The sequence below is a fragment of the Bradyrhizobium viridifuturi genome, assembly GCF_001238275.1.
In the GTDB taxonomy this organism is placed as follows: Bacteria; Pseudomonadota; Alphaproteobacteria; order Rhizobiales; family Xanthobacteraceae; genus Bradyrhizobium; species Bradyrhizobium viridifuturi.
The window spans coordinates 123,758-142,138 of record NZ_LGTB01000017.1; the positions used below are offsets into that span (position 1 = coordinate 123,758).

Sequence of the window (18,381 nt, forward strand, 5' to 3'; positions counted from 1 at the left end):
CCGGCTGATCTTAACGATTTCAGCATCAGTTCCAGTCACTACTAAGGCAATTTTGAGCAGACAGTCATTTTTCCGCAGCGCTGCGCGTTTCTGCGTAGCTTGAACATCGAGCACTACGGCGAAACGCGGGTATGGATAGCCTATTAGGCAACCTCAGGACGAAGACCGGTGCAGCCATTCGGTTCGCGACCGGCCGCCTGTCGCGTCTTGCCCTGACCAAGGGTTCGATCCGCACCCAGATCCTGATCTTCTGTCTGGCGATGAGCGCCGTTGCCGTCGCGCTCGGCGGATATTCCATCCTCGGCATCCGCCACGCCGGCGATCTCGTGGCCAAGACGTTCGACGAATCCCTGATGTCGATCAATTACGCCCGCGCCGCCGGTGCGGACTTCGCCTCGATGCGGGTCGCGTCGTCGCAGCGCCTCTTGACCACCGATCCGGAGATCCGCGCCAGCCTCGACAGCCAGATCGAGAAGCTCGCGAAGACGCTCTCGGAGGATCTGACGATCGCAGCCGACCGCTCGCAGTCCACGCGGGCTGCGCAAGCCGCGGCAAAGGTTCAGGAAGCCGCCGACGCCTGGATGGCGCTGCATCGCCGCGCGATCGGAACGTCGCCCGATGGACAGCCCGCGGCCGATCCGCAGGCATCGGGGACGACGGTCGGTGATGTCGATCGCTATTCCAAGATCGTCAGCCAGCAGGTCGAACTGCTGGTCAACTACACGGCGGGCGACGGCTTTCTGTTCCGGCAAAAGGCGCTGTCGACGATCAAGCGCGACCTGCAGCTCAATGTCGCCGGGCTCACGGTTGCGCTGTTCCTGTCGGCGCTGTTTTCGTGGCTCCTGGCGCGCCGCATCATCGGCCCGGTCGCGATTGCCTCGCGGGCCGCGCGCAGCATCGCCGGCGGCGACCTCGACGCGACCGTTCCCAAGGGCGGCACCGACGAACTGGGCACGCTGCTGACCGCCATGGAAACCATGCGCGACAACATCAGGCGGATGGTCGATCAGGAGGTGTCGCAACGCCGCTCCGCGCAGGCGCGGCTGTCCGATGCGCTCGAGACGTCGCGCGAGGGCGTCGTGCTGCTCGATGCGGACGGCGAGATCGCGCTGGCCAATTCGCGCGCCAGCGAATTCATCCGTCTCTCGCCGCAGCTTCTGCAGTCGGATCGGATCGATGCTCCGAGCCTTGCGCCGGCCGACGGCGGCATCGATGGTTTTGCCAGCGAAGCGCAGCTATCGGACGGACGCTGGCTGCGCGTCAGCCGCAGCGAGACCCAGGAGGGCGGTGTCGTCCTGGTCTACAGCGACATCTCCGCGCTGAAGCAGCAGAAGGCGGAGCTGCATGAGACCAATCTGCGGCTCGATGCGGCGCTCACCCACATGTCGCAGGGGCTGTGCCTCTACAACAGCGAGGCGCGGCTGCAGGTCGCCAACCGCCGGTTCTGCGAGATCTTCGATATTTCGCCGGAGCTGGTCGTTCCCGGAATGACCATGGAGGACGTGCTCGGCCTCAGCGTCGCCGCCGGCAATCATGGCGAGCGGACCGTCGCCGACCTGCTGACCGAACGCGAGCGATCGATGGCCCAGCACGAGGGCAACTATCTGCAGCATCTCAGCGATGGGCGGATCATCGCCATCGCGCAGCGGCCGACGTCCGACGGCGGCTGGCTGGTCACCTGCGAGGATGTCACCGAACAGCAGCGGGCCGAGTCGCAGATCGCGTTCATGGCGCGGCACGATGCCCTGACCAAGTTGCCGAACCGGACCTTGCTGGCGGAGCGGATCGAGCTCGCGGTCGCGCAGGTCGGCCGCGGATCCGGCTTTGCGGTGTTCTGCCTCGACCTCGACAATTTCAAGCAGGTCAACGATACGCTCGGACATCCGGTCGGCGATGAACTGCTGTGCGCAGTCGCGGACCGGCTCAACGCCTGCGTCCGCGAGGTCGACACCGTTGCCCGTTTGGGCGGCGACGAGTTCGCGGTCATCCAGTGCGGTGTCCAGGGTGGCGAGGAGGCCGAGCGTCTGGCCCGCCGCATCGTGGAATGCGTCGGCGCGCCCTATGAACTGAACGGGCATCGCGTCGTGGTCGGTTGCAGCGTCGGCATCTCGATGTCGCCGGGCGACGGCACCACCGGCGAGAAGCTGCTGAAGAACGCCGACGTCGCCCTGTATCGCGCCAAGATGGAAGGCCGCGGCACCTGGCGCTTCTTCGAGCCTGCGATGGACGCCAGCCTGCAACGGCGCCGGGCGATCGAGCTCGACCTTCGCGAGGCGATGGTCAAGGACGAGTTCTCGTTGTTCTACCAGCCGCTCTACGATCTCCATCTCGACCGCATCTGCGGCTTCGAGGCGCTGCTGCGCTGGCATCATCCGAAGCGCGGATTGGTGCCGCCCGACCAGTTCATCCCGATCGCGGAAGAGATCGGCCTGATCGGTCCGCTGGGCGAATGGGTGCTCGACCGCGCCTGCGAGCAGGCCGTCACCTGGCCGAGCGAGATGAAGCTCGCGGTCAACGTCTCCGCGGTGCAGTTCCGTGATCCCGACTTTACCGACGTCGTCGTCGACGCGCTCGCGGCGTCGAAATTGTCGCCGCGCCGGCTGGAGCTCGAGATCACCGAATCCGTCTTCCTCGCGAACAGCAGCGAGACGCTCGCAACGTTGCACAAGCTGAAGGCGCAGGGCGTGCGCATCGCGCTCGACGATTTCGGCACCGGCTACTCGTCGCTGAGCTATCTGCGCAGTTTCCCGTTCGACAAGCTCAAGATCGACAAATCCTTCGTGCGCGACGCGACCGCGACGCATGGATCGAAATCGATCGTGCGCGCGGTCATTAGCCTGGGCAGGAGCCTCGGCATGACCACGATCGCCGAAGGCATCGAGACCGTCGAGCAGCTGGACCACATGCGGGCCGAAGGCTGCAACGAGGCCCAGGGCTTCCTGTTCAGTCATCCGGTCCCGGTGACCGAGATCGCCGCCAAGATCCTCGAATTGAGGAACGGCTTCAAGCCGACCGCCGTCAAGAAGGCGATGGCGGGCTAGACCCAAGCATCAAAGCGGTGCGGGCGTAGATCGGTCGCTTCGGGCGCGACCTGCTTTTCCATGCAAAAAGGGCGGCCATCCGAGGGCCGCCCTTTCGCGTTCAGTGATGGCTTCGCCTATCCGCCATTGCCGCCGATCACGGCGCGCACGGTGTTGTCGGGGCCGAAATCCTCGGCGCTGTCGACATAGAGCAGCGCGGAGAGCTTCGACCGCGCGCGGTTGACGCGGCTCTTGATGGTGCCGACCGCGCAGCCGCAGATCGCCGCGGCATCCTCGTAGGAGAAGCCGGAGGCACCCACCAGGATCAGCGCCTCGCGCTGGTCCTGCGGCAGCTTTTCGAGCGCCGTGCGGAATTCCTCGAACTCCAGATGCGCGGCCTGCGACGGCTGGCTCTTCAGCGTCTTGGCATAGTTGCCCTCGGCGTCCTCGACCTCGCGCCGCCGCTTCCGGTAGTCGGAGCGAAACAGGTTGCGCAGGATGGTGAACAGCCACGCGGGAAGGTTGGAGCCGGGCTGGAACGAGTCGATGTTGGCGATCGCCCGCAGCAGGGTCTCCTGCACCAGATCGTCGGCGCGGTCACCATTACCGGACAGCGAGATCGCGAACGCGCGCAGGCTCGGGACCGACGCAAGGATGTCGTCGCGAAGTTCATTCGTGAGAGGCATTAGTCCCCTCCATTGTTCTTGTCGGTATCGCCCCCGGCCACGGCCGCCGCGGCAGCCTCGGGCCCGTCGAGTTTGCGGATCAGCTCCGCAAAGCGGTCGGGCACCCCCTGCCGCACCACATCGTCGTACATGGCGCGCAGCTGGTGGCCGATTCTCGATTGAATCTCGGCGTTGAGACCGCCCTGCTTCTTTACTTCCTTCATGATCTGATCCACGCTTCCCCGGGAGTTAAGTCTCTGATTTCCAAGATGTTTCCTCGAAAAAAGAGGCTGGCCGCGTTGCCTCGTCGGTCAGGAGCTAATGCAAAGTTGCGCAGAAAGTTCCGGAAGGCTGGAACTATTTCGTGGAACTTTTTCGGCTTTCGCGCGTAATCGGGCATGCAGGGGAACCGGGGTCGCCCCAGAAACTGGACTCTCGGAGCCGGATTCTGTCGTCCCCAGAGACGGGTTTCAGGCCGCAGGGCCAACAACCCAGGCCTAAGAACAAGGATGGAGTGGGAATGTCCCGATCGCAGATCGTTGCCGAACATCTTCCGTTGCTGCGCCGCTACGCTCGCGCACTGACCGGAAACCAGGCGTCGGGGGACGCCTATGTCGGGGCCATGCTCGAGGCCCTGTTGCAGGACGGATCATTGCTGGACCAGACGCACGGCCCGCGCGCCGGCCTGTTCCGGCTATTCACCCAGATCTGGAATTCGGTGTCGGTGAACAACAACGACAATGCCGACGTGGCGACGCTGTCGCTGCCGCCGGAGCGCCGACTCTCCAACATCACGCCGCTGCCGCGGCAGGCCTTCCTGCTGCTGTCGCTGGAAGGCTTCTCGGAGGAGGAGGTCGGCTACATTCTCGGCACCGATATCGCCGAGACGCGCAAGCTGACCGATGCCGCCGGCCGCGAGATGGCTGCCGAGATCGCCACCGACGTCCTGATCATCGAGGACGAAACCTTCATCGCCATGGATCTCGAGAGCCTGGTGAAGAATCTCGGCCATAACGTCATCGGTGTCGCGCGCACGCATTCCGACGCGGTGGCGCTCGCCAAGAACAAGAAGCCCGGCCTGATCCTCGCCGACATCCAGCTCGCCGACGGCTCGTCGGGCCTCGATGCGGTGAACGAGCTGCTGCGGACCTTCGAGGTGCCGGTGGTGTTCATCACCGCCTATCCCGAGCGCTTCCTGACCGGCGAGCGGCCGGAGCCGGCGTTCCTGATCTCGAAGCCGTTCCAGCCGGCGATGGTATCGGCGGTGGCGAGCCAGGCGTTGTTCTTCCAGCGCAACTCGCGCAACCGCACGCCGCGCGCGGCGTCGGCATGACCTGAGTTTACGCAAGCGGGCAAAATGCAGACCGGCGTACCGAAAGGTACGCCGGTTTTTTTGGCGAGCCGATGCTCGGGACGAACAGCGCGTCCGCCTAGGAACCGGCATTGTCAGACCGAGTTTATTTTTCATTGTTCGGGCTTGGCGGGAGCCGTTGTGTCGAGATTGCAAACTCAGGCGACATTGCGTGGCGAGGCCACCGAACGTCTTTTCATCGGCAGCAGCGAGCTTGCCGGACTCAGCAAGGACCTTGACTGGACTGCGACCTCGATCGGTCCACCCGAGGCGTGGCCGGACAGCCTGAAGACCGCGGTTCGCATCATGCTGACCTCGCAACAGCCGATCTGGATCGGCTGGGGTGACGATCTGACCTTCCTCTACAACGATCCCTACAAGTCGATCATCGGCGGCAAGCATCCGCATGCGCTCGGGCAGCCGACCCGCGTGGTCTGGCGCGAGATCTGGAATGACATCGCGCCGCTGCTCACCAAGGCGATGAGCGGCAGCGAGGGCACCTATGTCGAGGCCCAGCTCCTGATCATGGAGCGCAACGGCTTTCCCGAGGAGACCTACTACACATTCTCCTACAGCCCGATCCCGGACGCCGATGGTTTGCCTGCGGGGATCTTCTGTGCCAATACCGATGACACACAGCGCGTGATCAGCGAGCGGCAGTTGTCGCTGCTGCGGGAGCTTGCCAGTCGCGCGGCTGATGCGCGAAGCGTGAGCGAGGCTTGCGAACGCAGCGCTGCGGCGCTGGCGACCGACCCACAGGACCTGCCATTTGCGATGATCTATCTGATCGAGCCGCAAGAGCAGGCGGCGCGATTGGCCGCGGTGAGCGGCATCGATCGGCACCATGTCGGGGTGAAGCCATCGCTCACGCTCGATGGCGGCGAGGTATGGCCGATTGCCGAAGCGCAGGCGAGCCGCGACGGCGTTCTGATCAAAGACCTGAAGAGCCTGTTTGGCCTCGATTTTCCGTCCGGCGGCTGGCGCCAGGCGCCGGAGCAGGGGGTTGTGCTCCCGATTCTCGCTGCCGGCGACACGCTCGCGGGTTTCCTGATCGCAGGCCTCAATCCTTTCCGCCTTTACGACGAGCGCTATGCAAGTTTTCTCGGTCTTGCGTCGGCGCAGATCGCGGCCGCGATCGGCAATGCTCAGGCCTACGAGGAGGAACGCCGGCGGGCCGAAGCGCTGGCCGAGATCGATCGCGCCAAGACCACCTTCTTCTCCAATGTCAGCCACGAATTTCGCACGCCGCTCACCTTGATGCTGAGCCCGCTCGAGGAGGTCCTGTCCCAGGCAGACGACCATCTTCCGCCGCAGCAGCGCTCGCTGCTCGATATCGCGCATCGGAACGGTCAACGCCTGTTGAAGCTGGTCAACACGCTGCTCGATTTCGCGCGGATCGAGGCGGGCCGGGTAACAGCCACCTACGAACCGCTCGACCTCGTCGCGCTGACGTCCGACCTCGCGTCGAGTTTCCGTTCAACCGTCGAGAAAGCCGGCTTGGGTTTGACGATCGAGACCGAGCCGCTGCCACAGCAGGTCCATGTCGATCGCGACATGTGGGAGAAGATCGTCCTCAACCTGCTCTCCAACGCATTCAAGTTCACGTTCGACGGTGGGATTGCTGTCTCCATCAAGGCCTCGTGCGACGGCGCTGCGGCCGAGATTGCGGTGCGTGACACGGGGACCGGCATTCCGCCGTCCGCGCTGTCGCACATCTTCGACCGGTTTCAGCGGGTCGAGGGCGCGCGGGGCCGCTCGTTCGAGGGAAGCGGTATCGGCCTCGCGCTGGTGCGCGAGCTCGTGAAGCAGCATGGCGGGCAGATTCGGGTCGACAGCGAGGTCGATCGCGGGACCACCTTCACGATCACCCTGCCGTTTGGAACGGAGCATCTCCCCGCCGACCAGATCAGCGCGGGCAGCTTGGCCGCACAGAGCAGTGTTCGCGCACAAGCCTATCTCGACGAGGCGATGGGATGGCTGGAGGGCGGCGACGCCGACGACCGGCCGGATCCCTCGTCGTCGGAGGACCTCGGCTTCGCGGCGCAGGAGATCGCGGGACGGCGGCAACGCATCCTGCTTGCCGACGACAATGCAGACATGCGCGAATATGTGCGTCGCCTGCTTGCGCCGCTGTACGACGTCGAGGCGGTTGAAGACGGCCAGGCCGCGCTGGAGGCGGCGTGGCGGCGTCGGCCCGATCTGGTGTTGAGCGACATCATGATGCCGCGCCTCGATGGCATCAGCCTTCTCAATGCACTCCGTTCCGACGAGGCCCTGAAAGGCCTGCCCGTGATCTTCCTGTCGCGCGCGCCGGCGAAGAGGCGAAGGTCGAAGGCTTGCAGATCGGCGCCGACGATTATCTCGTCAAGCCGTTCAGCGCGCGGGAGCTGCTCGCGCGCGTCGCGGCCAACCTTGAACTGTCGGCCACCCGCTCGGAGCGCGCCGTGCGGCTCGAGGAAGAGGCCCACGTCCTCGAACTGCTCAACAAGGTCGGCAGCGCAGTCGCGGGCGAGCTCAATCTTGATCGCGCCGTTCAGATCGTTACCGATGCCGCGACCGAACTGACCGGCGCTGCGTTCGGTTCGTTCTTCTACAACGTGATCAACGACAAGGGCGAGAGCTACATGCTCTACACCCTGTCCGGCGCGCCGCGCGAGGCGTTCTCGCGATTCCCGATGCCGCGCAATACCGCGGTGTTCGCGCCGACCTTCAACGGCGACGGGATCGTGCGGTCCGACGATATCCTGAAGGATCCGCGCTACGGCAAGAGCGATCCGCATTACGGGATGCCGAAAGGACATCTGCCGGTGCGCAGCTATCTGGCGGCGCCCGTGGTGTCGCGCTCCGGCGAAGTGCTGGGTGGTCTGTTCTTCGGTCACCCGGATCCCGGCATATTCGGCGACCGCGCAGAGCGGCTGATCGCCGGCATCGCCGCGCAGGCGGCGACCGCGATCGATACCGCGCGGCTGTTCCAGGCCGCGGAGCGTGAGGTCGCCGAGCGGCGCCGCGCCGAAGCCGCCTTGCAGGTCCTCAACACGACGCTGGAGCAGCGCGTCGTGGAAGAGGTCCAGGAGCGTACCAAGGCGGAGGAGCAACTGCGGCAGATCCAGAAGATGGAGGCCGTTGGCCAGCTGACCGGCGGCATCGCTCACGACTTCAACAACATGCTGGCGGTAATCATCGCCGGCCTCAATCTGATCCAGCGCAAGCTCGCCAAGGGAGAAAGCGACGTAGAGCGCTTTGTCGAGGCCGCGGTCGACGGCGCGCAGCGTGCCGCGGGCCTCACCCAGCGTCTGCTCGCCTTCTCCCGCCAGCAGCCGCTCGCGCCGGTCACGCTCGACGGCAACAAGATGATATCAGGTATGGCCGAGCTGCTCGCGCGCACGCTTGGCGAGACCATCAGCCTCGAAACCGTGCTGGCCGCGGGACTGTGGCGGGTGCGTGCCGATTCCGGACAGCTCGAGAATGCCATTCTCAACCTCTGCGTCAACGGCCGCGACGCGATGCCGGGCGGCGGCAAGCTTACGCTGGAGACCGCCAACAGCTATGTCGATGAGGCCGCGGCGAGGGTATACTCAATTCCGTCAGGTCAATACGTGATGATCGCGGTGGCCGATAACGGCTCCGGCATGAGCGAAGACGTCATCGCCAAGGCGTTCGATCCCTTCTTCACCACCAAGGGCGTCGGCAAGGGCACCGGCCTTGGCCTCAGCCAGGTCTATGGCTTCGTACGCCAGTCGGGCGGCCATGTGAAAATCTATTCGGAGGTTGGCGTCGGCACGACCGTCAAGATCTATCTGCCGCGGCACCTTGGCGAGGCCGGTCCGGACGTGGTCAGGCGTGTGCCGATCGCCTCTTATCGCGGGCGGAAGAACGAGGTCATCCTGGTGGTCGAGGATGAGGATCGCGTGCGCGGCGTTTCGGTCGAGGCGCTGCGAGAGCTCGGCTACACCGTGGTCAGTGCCGCCAGTCCCCGCGAAGCGCTGCAACTGCTCGATGGCGGGGTCTCGGTGGCGTTGCTGTTCACCGACGTGGTGATGCCCAGCATGTCCGGTCGCGAGCTCGCCGTGCAGGCTCGCGAGCGCATCCCGGGGCTCAAAGTGCTCTACACCACCGGTTACACCCGCAACGCCATCGTCCACAACGGCATCCTCGACCCCGGCACCAACCTGCTGCCGAAGCCGTTTTCGATCGACGAGCTGGCGACCAAGGTCCGCGAGGTGCTGGACGGGATCTAGCGATTGATCCCGTTCCTCCGCAATTACTTCGGCGTGACGTGGATCTGCATGGTGCTGAGTGCCCGCAGCCCCGAGCTGTCGCGGAAGGTGACCGGGCCTGCAATCTCGAACTGCTTCACGCGGCCAGCGAGCGCTGCGATCACGGCCTCGGCCTCCAGCCGCGCCACCATCTGTCCGACGCAGCCGTGGATGCCGACGCCGAAGCCCATATGCCCGGACAGCCGCCGCCTGATGTCGAACTGGTCGGCATGCTCCCAGCGCGTCTCGTCGCGGTTGGCGGAGGCGAGCAGCAGCAGCACCTTCTCATGCTTGCCGATCGCAACGCCCGCGATCTCGGTCTCATGCGGCGTGGTGCGGAAGACGAACGGCGCCGGCGAATCGAACCGCAACGTCTCGTCGAACGCCGCGCGCGACAGCGACGGATCGGCGGCGAGCAACCCCCATTGCTCGGGGTGCCGCGCCAGCGTGTACAGTGCCATGCCGATGGCGCTGATCGTGGTGTCGAGCCCGGCCGAGAGCAGCGAGCGCACCAAGAGCTGCGCTTCCTCGGCGCTGATCTCGCCGGTCTCGGCCGCCTCGAAGACCTCTGCGCCAAAGCTGCCCGGGCGCAGCGCCTCGCGCTGACAACGTGCCGCGACCCAGGGCAGCACCCGCGGTGCCTCCTGCATCAGGTTGCGGAAATAATCGTTCTCGGGTCCGAACCCGGCGAACACCATCGCGCCATAGGTCAGGAAGTTCTCGCGGCCCTCCTGGTCGATGCCGAGCGCGTCGGGGAATACGCTGACCGGAAACACCTCGGCGATGTCCTTGATGGCGTCGAATGATCCGCGTTCGATTAGGCCGTCAATCAGCGTTGCAGCCTTTGCCTTGAAGTCATCGGCGAGCCGCCGCATCGCGCCGGGCGACAGGATCCGCGCCAGCACCGCACGGGTCCGGGTGTGCAGCGGCGGATCGGCTTCCAGCACGATGCTCGGCGGCCGCCACGGCTTTTCCTTGAAGTGGTTCGCAAGCCCGGCGCCGCCGGCGTTGCTGAAATTGAAATGGTCTCCGAAGATCGTCTTGACCTCGGCAAAGCGCGGCACGGCCCAGATATCGTAGCGCGTCAGGCGAACGACCGGCGCGGCGGCACGCAGCTCCGCGTAGGCGCCATACGGATCGGCCCGCGTCGCCGGGCTGAATGGATCGAAGTCACTGCGGACAATGTCGCCGGCAAGGGGGCTCGCATGCGCGCTCATCGCATCCTCCCGTCTTATGATCATTTAATTGACCATAGTCAATTAACTGGAGTATGGCAAGGGGCAGGTTGCCATCCAGGCAGGCACACGGCATGGAGGCACCAAGGGAGACGGCCATGTCGATCGAGGAGCGGCCCGGCAAGGGTGCGCGGCGCTTTCAGCGCAGGGCGCGCCAGGAGGCGGACAAGGAGGCGCTGAAGGCGCTGATCCTGGAGACCGCGCGCAAGGAGTTCGCCGCCGGCACGCTCGAGACCGTCTCGATCCAGAAGATCGCCGACGCGATCGGCTATTCGAAGGGCACCGTCCTCAAATATTATCCGACCAAGCTGCTGCTGCTGCTTGCGGTGAAGCAGCAGAATCTCGAGGCGGTTGCCGCAGCGCTCGAACGGGTTCGCGCGCAGACCGCCGACAGCGATCTGCGGCTGCGGCGGGTGATGGAAACCTATCTCGACTACTGGGCCGACAATCCCGATCACTTCCGGTCGCTGTTCTCGATGTCCGGCTCGGTCGAGGACCGCCGGTTTCCGGACGGCGTCTATTTCGGCGAGACCGAGATCGCGCGCCGTAGCTACGAGCTGTTCGTGGTCTCGGTGCGGGAATTTCTCGCCGCACATGGCGCCGAGCCGGGGCCGGGCCTGCCGCAGCGGCTGGCGACCGCGCTGCTCGCGGCAACCCATGGCGTGGTCGCGCTGACGCTGGGCACGCCGACCATGAAACTGCCCGACATGCGCGGCACCGGCCGTCTCCTGATCGCAAGCCTGATCGATGCCTGGACCAGCAAGCTTGCCGCGGCGCGGAAAAGCGAGGGCTGGCCGCGGATTTCGACCGGCACCTTTGCCTGACAGGGCGATACGGCATGCGCGATGCGATGTGGAATCGTGGGTGTCCGCCTGCTAAGCGCGGCCGATGGACACGACGCAACGCGATCGAACAATCGGTTTCCTCTGCCTGGTGGTGACGGCGTTCGGCTGGGCGCTGAACTGGCCGCTGATGAAGCTGCTGCTGCAGCAATGGCCGCCGTTGTTCGCGCGCGGGCTCGCCGGCACCTGCGCGGCGGTGATCCTGGGCACGCTGGCGCTGGCCCGCGGCCAGTCGCTCGCGGTGCCGCGCGAGGCGATCCCGCGGCTGTTGTTCGCCTCCTTCACCAACGTCTTTGCCTGGATGGGCTTCGGCACCATCGCGATGAAGTTCGTCACGGTCGGCGAGGGCGCGCTGCTCGCCTACAGCATGCCGATCTGGGCGATGCTGTTCGCCTGGCCGGTGCTGCACAGCCGCCCGACCTTGCGGGATCTGGCCGCGCTGGTGCTCGGCGTCGCCGGCGTTGCCCTCTTGCTCGGCGGAGGCGGCCTTGCGTTCAGCGCCGGCAAGCTCACCGGCATCGCGCTGGCGCTCGCCTGCGCCATCCTGTTCGCGCTGGGCAATGTGCTGAACCGCAAGCCACTGCCGATGCCGCCGCTCGCCGTGGTCGCTTGGCAGGTCGGCATCGGCTGCCTCGTCATGCTGCTGCTCGGCGTTTGCTTCGAGCATCCGAATTACACGGCGATCACCCCGCTCGGCCTCGGCTGCTTCGCCTACATGACGCTGATGCCGATGGGCATCTGCTATCTCACCTGGTTCGAGACGCTGCGCCGCCTGCCGCCGACCTCGGCGTCGACGGGGATGCTGCTGGTGCCTGTCATCGGCGTGGTGTCGGCCGCGATCATCCTCGGCGAGCCGCTGGGCCTGCGCGAGATCGGCGCCATGGCGCTGACGCTCGGCGGCGTGACGCTGGCGCTGCAACGAGCCTGAGGCCTTGGATGCCGTCCTGGTTATGACACTCGCTTCGGGGGATCAGGATACTCACCCCAATCAGGAAGAAGCGGCAATTCGTGATCGGCGTGTTTGCGATTGAACACATCGGGTCACGCCTGGCAGCATAGGAAGCAATTGACCCCGGCGCTTTCCAGCTCGGGGTCTTTTCTTTGGTGCTCTCGGGAAATCCCTGCAAAAATTCGAGCGCGATTCACACATGTGATTTCTGGAACAGGCGCCCATCGCGAATCATCCCGGTCACTGGGCAGGGCTATTTCATTAAGATCAAAATACGAGCCCAGAAAGGGCCGTCAATTTTCGGCAAGCGGCGGTTCGGCGTGAGAATGGGACTACAGAACGGCCTCAGCTAGCGCCTGCTAGCTGGGGCCGTTTTTCATTTAGGAACGGGCGCGGCGCGCGCCGAGTTGTTCTTGCGTCCGGGTGCTGCACCTGCCGGGCAGTGTCAGGACGATCAAAGTGCAACTGCGCGGCCTCAGCTTGTGCCCCCTCGCTGGGGCCGTCTCTTTGCGGGGCTCGGAGCTATTGCTTCGTCTCTTGCAAGGGGCCGACCCTGCCGAAGCTTTGATGAAATCAAAGTGGCTGTCGAGCACGCCGACTAGCAAGGGCACGCGCGGGTTTTCGGGAAGCCGGCGTCCGGTCGGGTACGGAGGCCGAAGGAACGGACATCGGCACATCGCGTTCTTCTGAAAAGGGAGCTTGGCCATGCGCAAGGCGATCGCGCGGCTTGATGCGGAGCAGAAGGCGCAGCTGCTCTATCTCGCGGATCTCGGTACGGCGATGTTCACCGCGGCGCTCGTGGTTTGCACGCTGAAGGCCGTCGTGGACCTCCTCGCCGGCGGTTGAACCGCCCCGTGACTGCGCGCCGTCACTTGTCGTTTGGCGCGTCCTCTCCCTGCGTGTGGCCTTCGGGCCCTCGATCGAACACCCCGTAATCGCTGGACTTCACCCCCGCCGCGGCATCGGTGCCGACGCTGGCCAGACCGAGCTTGAGCAGCTCGCGAACCGCCGCGGCACGGGTCGGCATGCGGTGCTTGAAGCGGAAATCATCGAGGGCAGCCAATTCCTCAGGCGACAACATCACTTGCAATCGTTCGGCACGCAGCTCGTTCATCGCAAAACACCCAAACTTAGCTGAATGAGTAATTTGCTAAACGAACCAATTTGTGTCCGGTTCCACCGGTTGAGACAAAAACGTCGATTGAGTAATTTTATCAAGCAAAATCAATAGCTTATTTAAAAATATGGGAACGATCCGGCGGCCTGTTTCGTTATGTTGCGGGAGTGATGCCATGACCAACAACGTCAAGCTTCCCCGCAAGCTATCCGAGGAGCCGAGCGCGCCGGAACCGCGGCGTCCGAGCCACGCTCGGGTCATCGATCAACTCGACCGCTGGGCCAATAGTCCCGGTCTGCAACCGCCAAGGATGGACGATGGAGAGGACGATTCGACGACGGAAGCGATCTGAGCCCCACACGTTCGAGCAGCGCCTCGAGGAACACCGCGTACGGCTTGAAAACCTGCTCGCTCAGTTGCCGCGCGGCGCCGAGCGCGAGCAGATCGCCGCGCGGATCGAGCAGCTGAAGACGGCGGTGGAGCTCAATGCGATGCTCTCGACGACCGCATAGACGGATAGCGGCCACGCCGTCCGGCGGGCCGCTTAGCATCCTCGGCAGATCGAATTCAGCTTTGCCTTGAGGGCGGGACTGTCCCAGGGTGCGAGGGAATCGAAGGTAATCGGCAAGATAAACTGGAAGTCCTCGCCCGCCGTGTCCGCAGGGAATGGCGGGAACGGTTGGGCGCGCTCAACGATTGCCAATGCCTCTGCGTCTATCGCCGGGATGCCGGTGGCCTCGACCAGCCAACTCGACATGAGATGACCTGCGCGATCGATCCTGAAGCCGACTTTGGCGGTGCCTCGCTGCCCGGACGCCAGCGGAGGGGAACGCCGGGCCTGGAGCACACGGTTCGAAAAATCCTGTCTCCATGCGGCGGCTGAAGGGGAGAGTTTTGGGGCTGCGCTGTTCTTGGCGAGGGCGGGAGCTGTGGCAGCAAAGAGCAGCGCAATACAGACAACGAGCCATGGCAACATCGGGGAAGTCAGTCCACTTCGACAATCTGCAATCATTGTATTCGCGTATCGGTTGATTGCAAAGCGCGTCGCTCGTCATGCGGCGAAGCTCCGTCGGGCAGTTGCCCGCGAAAACGGCTTGCCCGTATTTGCCGCGCACCGTACCATCGCGCACGTTGATGGGGATGGAGTCCCCCGATAACCGCCGCAAGGCTGATGACTCCTACCGGGCGCGACAGCGTCGGTAGGAGCATGCGCAACTGCCGACCCGCCGCGCCCCCCGCGAATGAGATGGGGGCAAGAGCATGACGGGTCTTCCTGGTTCACTCTCAATCGCATTGTCGCTGGTCGGGGCCATCTGGCTCGTCGGTGTCGTCGCCCTGCTGGTCGGCGCGCCGGGCGGGCTGGTCGCCGCGACTTTCGCTGTTGGGCTTGTGACAGGCATCGTCGAGTGGCGGGCCGGAAGGGTGAGAAATTGAACGCACAATTGTTGGCGGCGGTCGCGATCGGCGGTTCGCTGGGATCGGTCGCGCGCTATCTGGTGGCGATCGGCGCCGGGCGCCTGGTCGGCACGGAATTTCCCTGGGGCACGCTGGTGATCAATATCGCGGGCTCGTTCCTGATCGGCGCGTTCGCGGAGTCCTTCGCGCTGAGCTGGAATGTCAGCCAGGCGGTGCGGGTGTTTCTCACCGTCGGCATCTGCGGCGGCTTCACCACCTTCTCGACCTTCTCGCTCGACGCGATCGTGCTGATGCAGCGGGGCGAGCTGTGGGTGGCCGGGGCCTATATCGCAGCCTCGGTCGCGCTCTCGATCCTGGCGCTGTTCGGCGGCCTGCTGCTGGTGCGGACCTTCGCGGCTTGATGGCCGACCATCATCCCCGCGCCCCGGCTGCTTTGCATGGGGTTGTTTTCGATATTTTGGCAGCACGCCCCTGCGCCGGCCCCCATGACTTCATCTCGCTCTCGCTAGTCGGTGGGATGCCGGCCGGTGCGCGGATTGATCGGCGACGTCGGCCGCCGACGCAGCGCTTCGGGCAGGAACGGCTCGCCGCTCCTGGGCGAGGCGTCGGCGCGGACGTCGGCGGCCCATTGCGCGCGTTCGTGGGGCGTCTGGTTGTCGTCGAAAGTCCGCTTCACGTCGACCCCGCTGACCGGGTCATTGACGCCGTTCCGGCTCGCGGGATGGTCGACGCCGTTGTGGATGTCACTGGAGTTACCCATCGCGGCCTCCGGGTTCGGTTTGTCGGGACCAACATTGCCCGCGCGGGCGCCGTTCCAAAAAAGTGAAGGGCCGGAGGTATCCTCTGCCGCGGGAATCCTTGGCGCATGCAGGGCCAGCCGGTAGGATGGAACCTGGGACGACCAAGAGAAAGACCGAGGGAATGAAGCATGTCGACGTCGCGGTGATTGCTGCCACGCTGTGGCTGCTGGCGTCGATGGTGCTGGACATCCTGACGCCGAAGTCGATCACCGCGCTGATGATTGCCGCAGCCCTTGCCCCGCCGTTCCTGATCGGGATCGGCATCCATTTCGCGCGCGAATATTTCAAGGCCAAGCGGCGCAGCTACCGGCCGCCGCAACTGGACGAACACTTCAAGAACTAGAACGGGGCGGCGAGCTGGTCAGGGCTGCGTCAGCTGCATTGAACCGCGCCCATGGCTTGCTAAGCTTGGGGCATGACCGAACATCTCCCCGACACGATCAGCCGCCTCTACACCGACCCCGGCGAATATGTCGACAGCGACCATCCCGCAGTCGAGGCGTTCGCCCGCGCCGCCGTCACGCCCGGCGCCAGCACCCGCGAGATCGCGAGCCGGCTCTACACCGCGGTGCGCGACGGCATCCGCTACAACCCCTATGTCAGCATGCGCTCGGCGGAGAGCTACCGGGCTTCCAGCGTGCTCGCCGCCGGCAACGGATATTGCGTCGGCAAGGCGGCGCTCTATGCGGCGGCCTGCCGGGTCCACGGCATCCCGGCCCGGGTCGGCTTCGCCGATGTCCGCAACCATCTCACCACCGAGAAGCTGCGCCAGAGCATGGGCTCGGACCTGTTCACCTGGCACGGCTTCACCGAAGTGTTCGTCGACGGCGCCTGGCGCAAGGCGACCCCGACCTTCAACGACACGCTGTGTGCCAAGCTCGGCGTTGCGCCGCTCGATTTCGACGGCCATTCCGATGCGCTGCTGCATCCGTTCGACGGCGCCGGGCGCGCCTACATGCAATACGTCAACGACCACGGCAGCTATCACGACGTCCCCGCCAAGTTCCTGATGCGCGAGATGGCGCGCGAATACGCCAACATGCAGGGCGAGGACATGACCGGCCGCGACATGGAGCGCGAGGCGGCCGAGCAGTAGCGGGCAGCGACGGCACAAGCCGTCCTCGTCAATTGCGCACCGACTGAGGGGGCGGTGTCATGGATGCGGAGTTGCCGAAAGCGCCAATCGGCCGCCCGGCGATGGGCTGGGAGGATGCGGTCGCGCTGACCGGCTTCATCCTGGTCGCGGTCGGGCAGGCCTCCAACCAGGTTCTGGCGCGCGGCCTTGCCGGCTCGGTGCCGCCGTTTTCGCTGGCGTTCTTCCGCTGGAGCATCATCGCCGTCGGCCTGGCGCCGTTTGCGATCACGGCGATCCGCGACGGCAAGATCCCGCTGGCGCAGAACCTCTGGCCGATCCTCGCCGCGGGCTTCCTCGGCATGTTCCTCTGCGGCGGCCCGGTCTACATCGCCGGCATCACCACCACGGCGATCCATATCGCGCTGATCTTCGCGCTGTCGCCGATCATGGTGCTGCTGATCTCGGCCGCGCTCGGCATCGAGCATATCGGCCCGCTGCAATGGCTCGGCACGGCGCTGGCGCTTGCCGGCGCGCTCCTGATCGTCTCCGGGGGCCATCTGGAAACGCTGACCCAGTCGAGCGCGGCCTGGGGCGATCTGCTGGTGGTGGGTGCGATGCTCGGCTGGTCGGGCTACACTCTGGTGCAGTCGCGGGTCGCGCCGCGCGCCTCGCTGCTGGCGCGGGTCAGCCTGTTCTCTGCGGCCGGCGCGCTGTGCTCGCTGCCGCCGGCGCTGCAGGAAATGTGGGCGACGCCGGCCGCGGTGTTCACGCGCGGGCGTTCGAGGCCTATGTCTTCGCCGGCCTCGTGCCCGGTCTGATCGCCTATGCCGGCTTCGCCTGGCTCGGCGCGCGGTTCGGCTCGGTGCGGACGTCGCTCGTGCTCTATGTCGCGCCGATCGCGAGCGCGCTGTTGTCCTGGATCATCCTCGGCGAGCCGCCGAAGCTGATCCATCTGGTCGGCGGCTTGCTGATCCTCGGCGGCGTCTGGGCCAGCCTGCGCAAATAGGCCGGCTCCCCTCCAGTGCAACTTTTCCCGGCCTCGTGCGTTGAATCCAGCGTTGATTCAAGAACTTAGTTGGAGGCCGCATGAATCTGACTCCCCAGCAACGGAAAGAGCGTGATGCGCAGCGTCAGCAAGAGGCGTCGCAGGCGATGAAGGAGCACCGCGCCAACGAGAAGGCCTTCTACGACAATTTCCAGCGCCTCAAGGCCGAGCGCCAGGCGCGCGAAGCCGCGGAGTCAGGAGTGGGGGCGCAATCCGCTTCAAAGTAACAGCCGGGAGCACACCCACCATCCGGATTGCCCGGGTCTGACAGATCGAGAAGGAGCAGGACAAGGGGGCGAGCTCGACGCAAGCGGGCTCGCCCCGATGACGAGATGAAATCTCCAGGCTTATGGAGGACGTCAGATGTATTTTGCCGATAAGAAAACGGTCACCTGCAAATGCGGTGAACCCCTCAGCGAGTTGATGCTCGTCGACGACCAGACGACCGGGATCAAGTTTCATGTTGGTCGTTGCCCGTCGTGCCGTGAAGTGACGGTTGTTCGATCCCAGGACACGCCATCGAGCGACGATGCCTGAAGCCAGATTCCTCTTGCCGGCGGCAGGACGGTGCTTCGCGACGGACTTCGAATGCGACGCCTGCGTGACAGGT

21 protein-coding genes, 1 pseudogene and 1 riboswitch are annotated in these 18,381 nt (G+C 65.1%); of the genes and pseudogenes, 16 read left to right on the forward strand and 6 right to left on the reverse strand.

The genetic code is table 11. The annotated features are described in order from the left end of the window. Positions 1-131: 131 nt before the first annotated feature. On the forward strand, positions 132-3,041 hold the full coding sequence (locus ALC15_RS17415; RefSeq protein ID WP_050628293.1) for an EAL domain-containing protein: 2,910 nt from the start codon (positions 132-134) through the stop codon (positions 3,039-3,041). Positions 3,042-3,157: 116 nt separating this feature from the next. Here ALC15_RS17415 and ALC15_RS17420 read toward each other — a convergent pair whose 3' ends face one another. After that, positions 3,158-3,706, reverse strand: a complete 549-nt coding sequence (locus ALC15_RS17420) for a sigma-70 family RNA polymerase sigma factor (RefSeq protein ID WP_024581885.1) — start codon at positions 3,704-3,706, stop codon at positions 3,158-3,160. After that, complete coding sequence (locus ALC15_RS17425; protein ID WP_018269610.1) at positions 3,706-3,909, reverse strand: NepR family anti-sigma factor; 204 nt, start codon at positions 3,907-3,909, stop codon at positions 3,706-3,708. Before ALC15_RS17425 ends, ALC15_RS17420 begins: the two co-directional genes overlap by 1 nt. Positions 3,910-4,205: 296 nt before the next feature. Between ALC15_RS17425 and ALC15_RS17430 the strand changes: the two genes are divergently transcribed. After that, positions 4,206-5,018: a response regulator gene (locus ALC15_RS17430; protein ID WP_016847263.1), complete on the forward strand. Its 813-nt coding sequence runs from the start codon at positions 4,206-4,208 to the stop codon at positions 5,016-5,018. A gap of 159 nt (positions 5,019-5,177) precedes the next feature. Then, positions 5,178-9,274, forward strand: a pseudogene (locus ALC15_RS46265) (ATP-binding protein). Between the two features lie 23 nt (positions 9,275-9,297). Here the strand turns inward: ALC15_RS46265 and ALC15_RS17445 are convergent. Continuing rightward, positions 9,298-10,509 (reverse strand): cytochrome P450, encoded by a 1,212-nt coding sequence (locus ALC15_RS17445; protein ID WP_050628295.1) that lies wholly within the window; start codon positions 10,507-10,509, stop codon positions 9,298-9,300. Between the two features lie 116 nt (positions 10,510-10,625). On the opposite strand from ALC15_RS17445, the gene ALC15_RS17450 reads away from it, so the two are divergent. The 3 genes from ALC15_RS17450 to ALC15_RS17460 all read left to right on the forward strand — a co-directional run bounded on the left by ALC15_RS17450 (position 10,626) and on the right by ALC15_RS17460 (position 13,164). Beyond that, positions 10,626-11,351, forward strand: coding sequence for a TetR/AcrR family transcriptional regulator (locus ALC15_RS17450; protein WP_050628296.1), 726 nt, complete (start codon positions 10,626-10,628; stop codon positions 11,349-11,351). Positions 11,352-11,415: 64 nt separating this feature from the next. Further along, positions 11,416-12,297, forward strand: a complete 882-nt coding sequence (locus ALC15_RS17455; protein ID WP_050628297.1) for a DMT family transporter — start codon at positions 11,416-11,418, stop codon at positions 12,295-12,297. Between the two features lie 726 nt (positions 12,298-13,023). Next, positions 13,024-13,164 (forward strand): hypothetical protein, encoded by a 141-nt coding sequence (locus ALC15_RS17460; protein ID WP_244486122.1) that lies wholly within the window; start codon positions 13,024-13,026, stop codon positions 13,162-13,164. 22 nt (positions 13,165-13,186) lie between these two features. Here ALC15_RS17460 and ALC15_RS17465 read toward each other — a convergent pair whose 3' ends face one another. Then, positions 13,187-13,432: a hypothetical protein gene (locus ALC15_RS17465; RefSeq protein ID WP_050628298.1), complete on the reverse strand. Its 246-nt coding sequence runs from the start codon at positions 13,430-13,432 to the stop codon at positions 13,187-13,189. 178 nt (positions 13,433-13,610) lie between these two features. Here ALC15_RS17465 and ALC15_RS44830 point away from each other — a divergent pair, with 178 nt between their 5' ends. Together ALC15_RS44830 and ALC15_RS43355 are read left to right on the forward strand one after the other, a co-directional pair. Then, on the forward strand, positions 13,611-13,787 hold the full coding sequence (locus ALC15_RS44830) for a hypothetical protein (protein WP_167350151.1): 177 nt from the start codon (positions 13,611-13,613) through the stop codon (positions 13,785-13,787). After that, on the forward strand, positions 13,753-13,947 hold the full coding sequence (locus ALC15_RS43355) for a hypothetical protein (protein ID WP_128089531.1): 195 nt from the start codon (positions 13,753-13,755) through the stop codon (positions 13,945-13,947). The genes ALC15_RS44830 and ALC15_RS43355 overlap by 35 nt, the downstream gene beginning before the upstream one ends. 32 nt (positions 13,948-13,979) lie before the next feature. Here ALC15_RS43355 and ALC15_RS17470 read toward each other — a convergent pair whose 3' ends face one another. Beyond that, the gene (locus tag ALC15_RS17470) at positions 13,980-14,411 is read right to left on the reverse strand and encodes an energy transducer TonB family protein (protein ID WP_050628299.1); all 432 of its coding nucleotides are present in this window, start codon (positions 14,409-14,411) and stop codon (positions 13,980-13,982) included. 151 nt (positions 14,412-14,562) lie between these two features. After that, positions 14,563-14,623, forward strand: a riboswitch (Fluoride riboswitch). Between the two features lie 72 nt (positions 14,624-14,695). Here ALC15_RS17470 and ALC15_RS45470 point away from each other — a divergent pair. Together ALC15_RS45470 and crcB are read left to right on the forward strand one after the other, a co-directional pair. Continuing rightward, positions 14,696-14,869 (forward strand): hypothetical protein, encoded by a 174-nt coding sequence (locus ALC15_RS45470; protein ID WP_210168593.1) that lies wholly within the window; start codon positions 14,696-14,698, stop codon positions 14,867-14,869. After that, positions 14,866-15,252: a fluoride efflux transporter CrcB gene (gene crcB, locus ALC15_RS17475; protein WP_050628300.1), complete on the forward strand. Its 387-nt coding sequence runs from the start codon at positions 14,866-14,868 to the stop codon at positions 15,250-15,252. The genes ALC15_RS45470 and crcB overlap by 4 nt, the downstream gene beginning before the upstream one ends. Before the next feature lie 104 nt (positions 15,253-15,356). On the opposite strand, the gene ALC15_RS17480 is transcribed toward crcB, so the two are convergent. Further along, positions 15,357-15,611, reverse strand: coding sequence for a hypothetical protein (locus ALC15_RS17480; RefSeq protein WP_050628301.1), 255 nt, complete (start codon positions 15,609-15,611; stop codon positions 15,357-15,359). Between the two features lie 161 nt (positions 15,612-15,772). Here ALC15_RS17480 and ALC15_RS17485 point away from each other — a divergent pair, with 161 nt between their 5' ends. The 6 genes from ALC15_RS17485 (at position 15,773) to ALC15_RS44835 (ending at position 18,308) form a co-directional block, all read left to right on the forward strand. After that, the gene (locus ALC15_RS17485; RefSeq protein WP_050628302.1) at positions 15,773-15,994 is read left to right on the forward strand and encodes a hypothetical protein; all 222 of its coding nucleotides are present in this window, start codon (positions 15,773-15,775) and stop codon (positions 15,992-15,994) included. Between the two features lie 72 nt (positions 15,995-16,066). Then, positions 16,067-16,747, forward strand: a complete 681-nt coding sequence (locus ALC15_RS17490; RefSeq protein WP_050628303.1) for a transglutaminase-like domain-containing protein — start codon at positions 16,067-16,069, stop codon at positions 16,745-16,747. 71 nt (positions 16,748-16,818) lie between these two features. Continuing rightward, positions 16,819-17,544 carry a DMT family transporter gene (locus ALC15_RS17495; protein WP_244486123.1) on the forward strand — a complete coding sequence of 242 codons (726 nt, stop codon included), beginning with the start codon at positions 16,819-16,821 and terminating at the stop codon, positions 17,542-17,544. After that, positions 17,532-17,732: an EamA family transporter gene (locus ALC15_RS46270; RefSeq protein WP_244486124.1), complete on the forward strand. Its 201-nt coding sequence runs from the start codon at positions 17,532-17,534 to the stop codon at positions 17,730-17,732. The genes ALC15_RS17495 and ALC15_RS46270 overlap by 13 nt, the downstream gene beginning before the upstream one ends. An 80-nt stretch (positions 17,733-17,812) precedes the next feature. Further along, positions 17,813-17,998: a hypothetical protein gene (locus ALC15_RS17500; RefSeq protein ID WP_050628304.1), complete on the forward strand. Its 186-nt coding sequence runs from the start codon at positions 17,813-17,815 to the stop codon at positions 17,996-17,998. A 136-nt stretch (positions 17,999-18,134) separates the two neighbouring features. Beyond that, positions 18,135-18,308 (forward strand): hypothetical protein, encoded by a 174-nt coding sequence (locus ALC15_RS44835; protein ID WP_167350152.1) that lies wholly within the window; start codon positions 18,135-18,137, stop codon positions 18,306-18,308. The last annotated feature ends 73 nt before the right edge of the window (positions 18,309-18,381 follow it).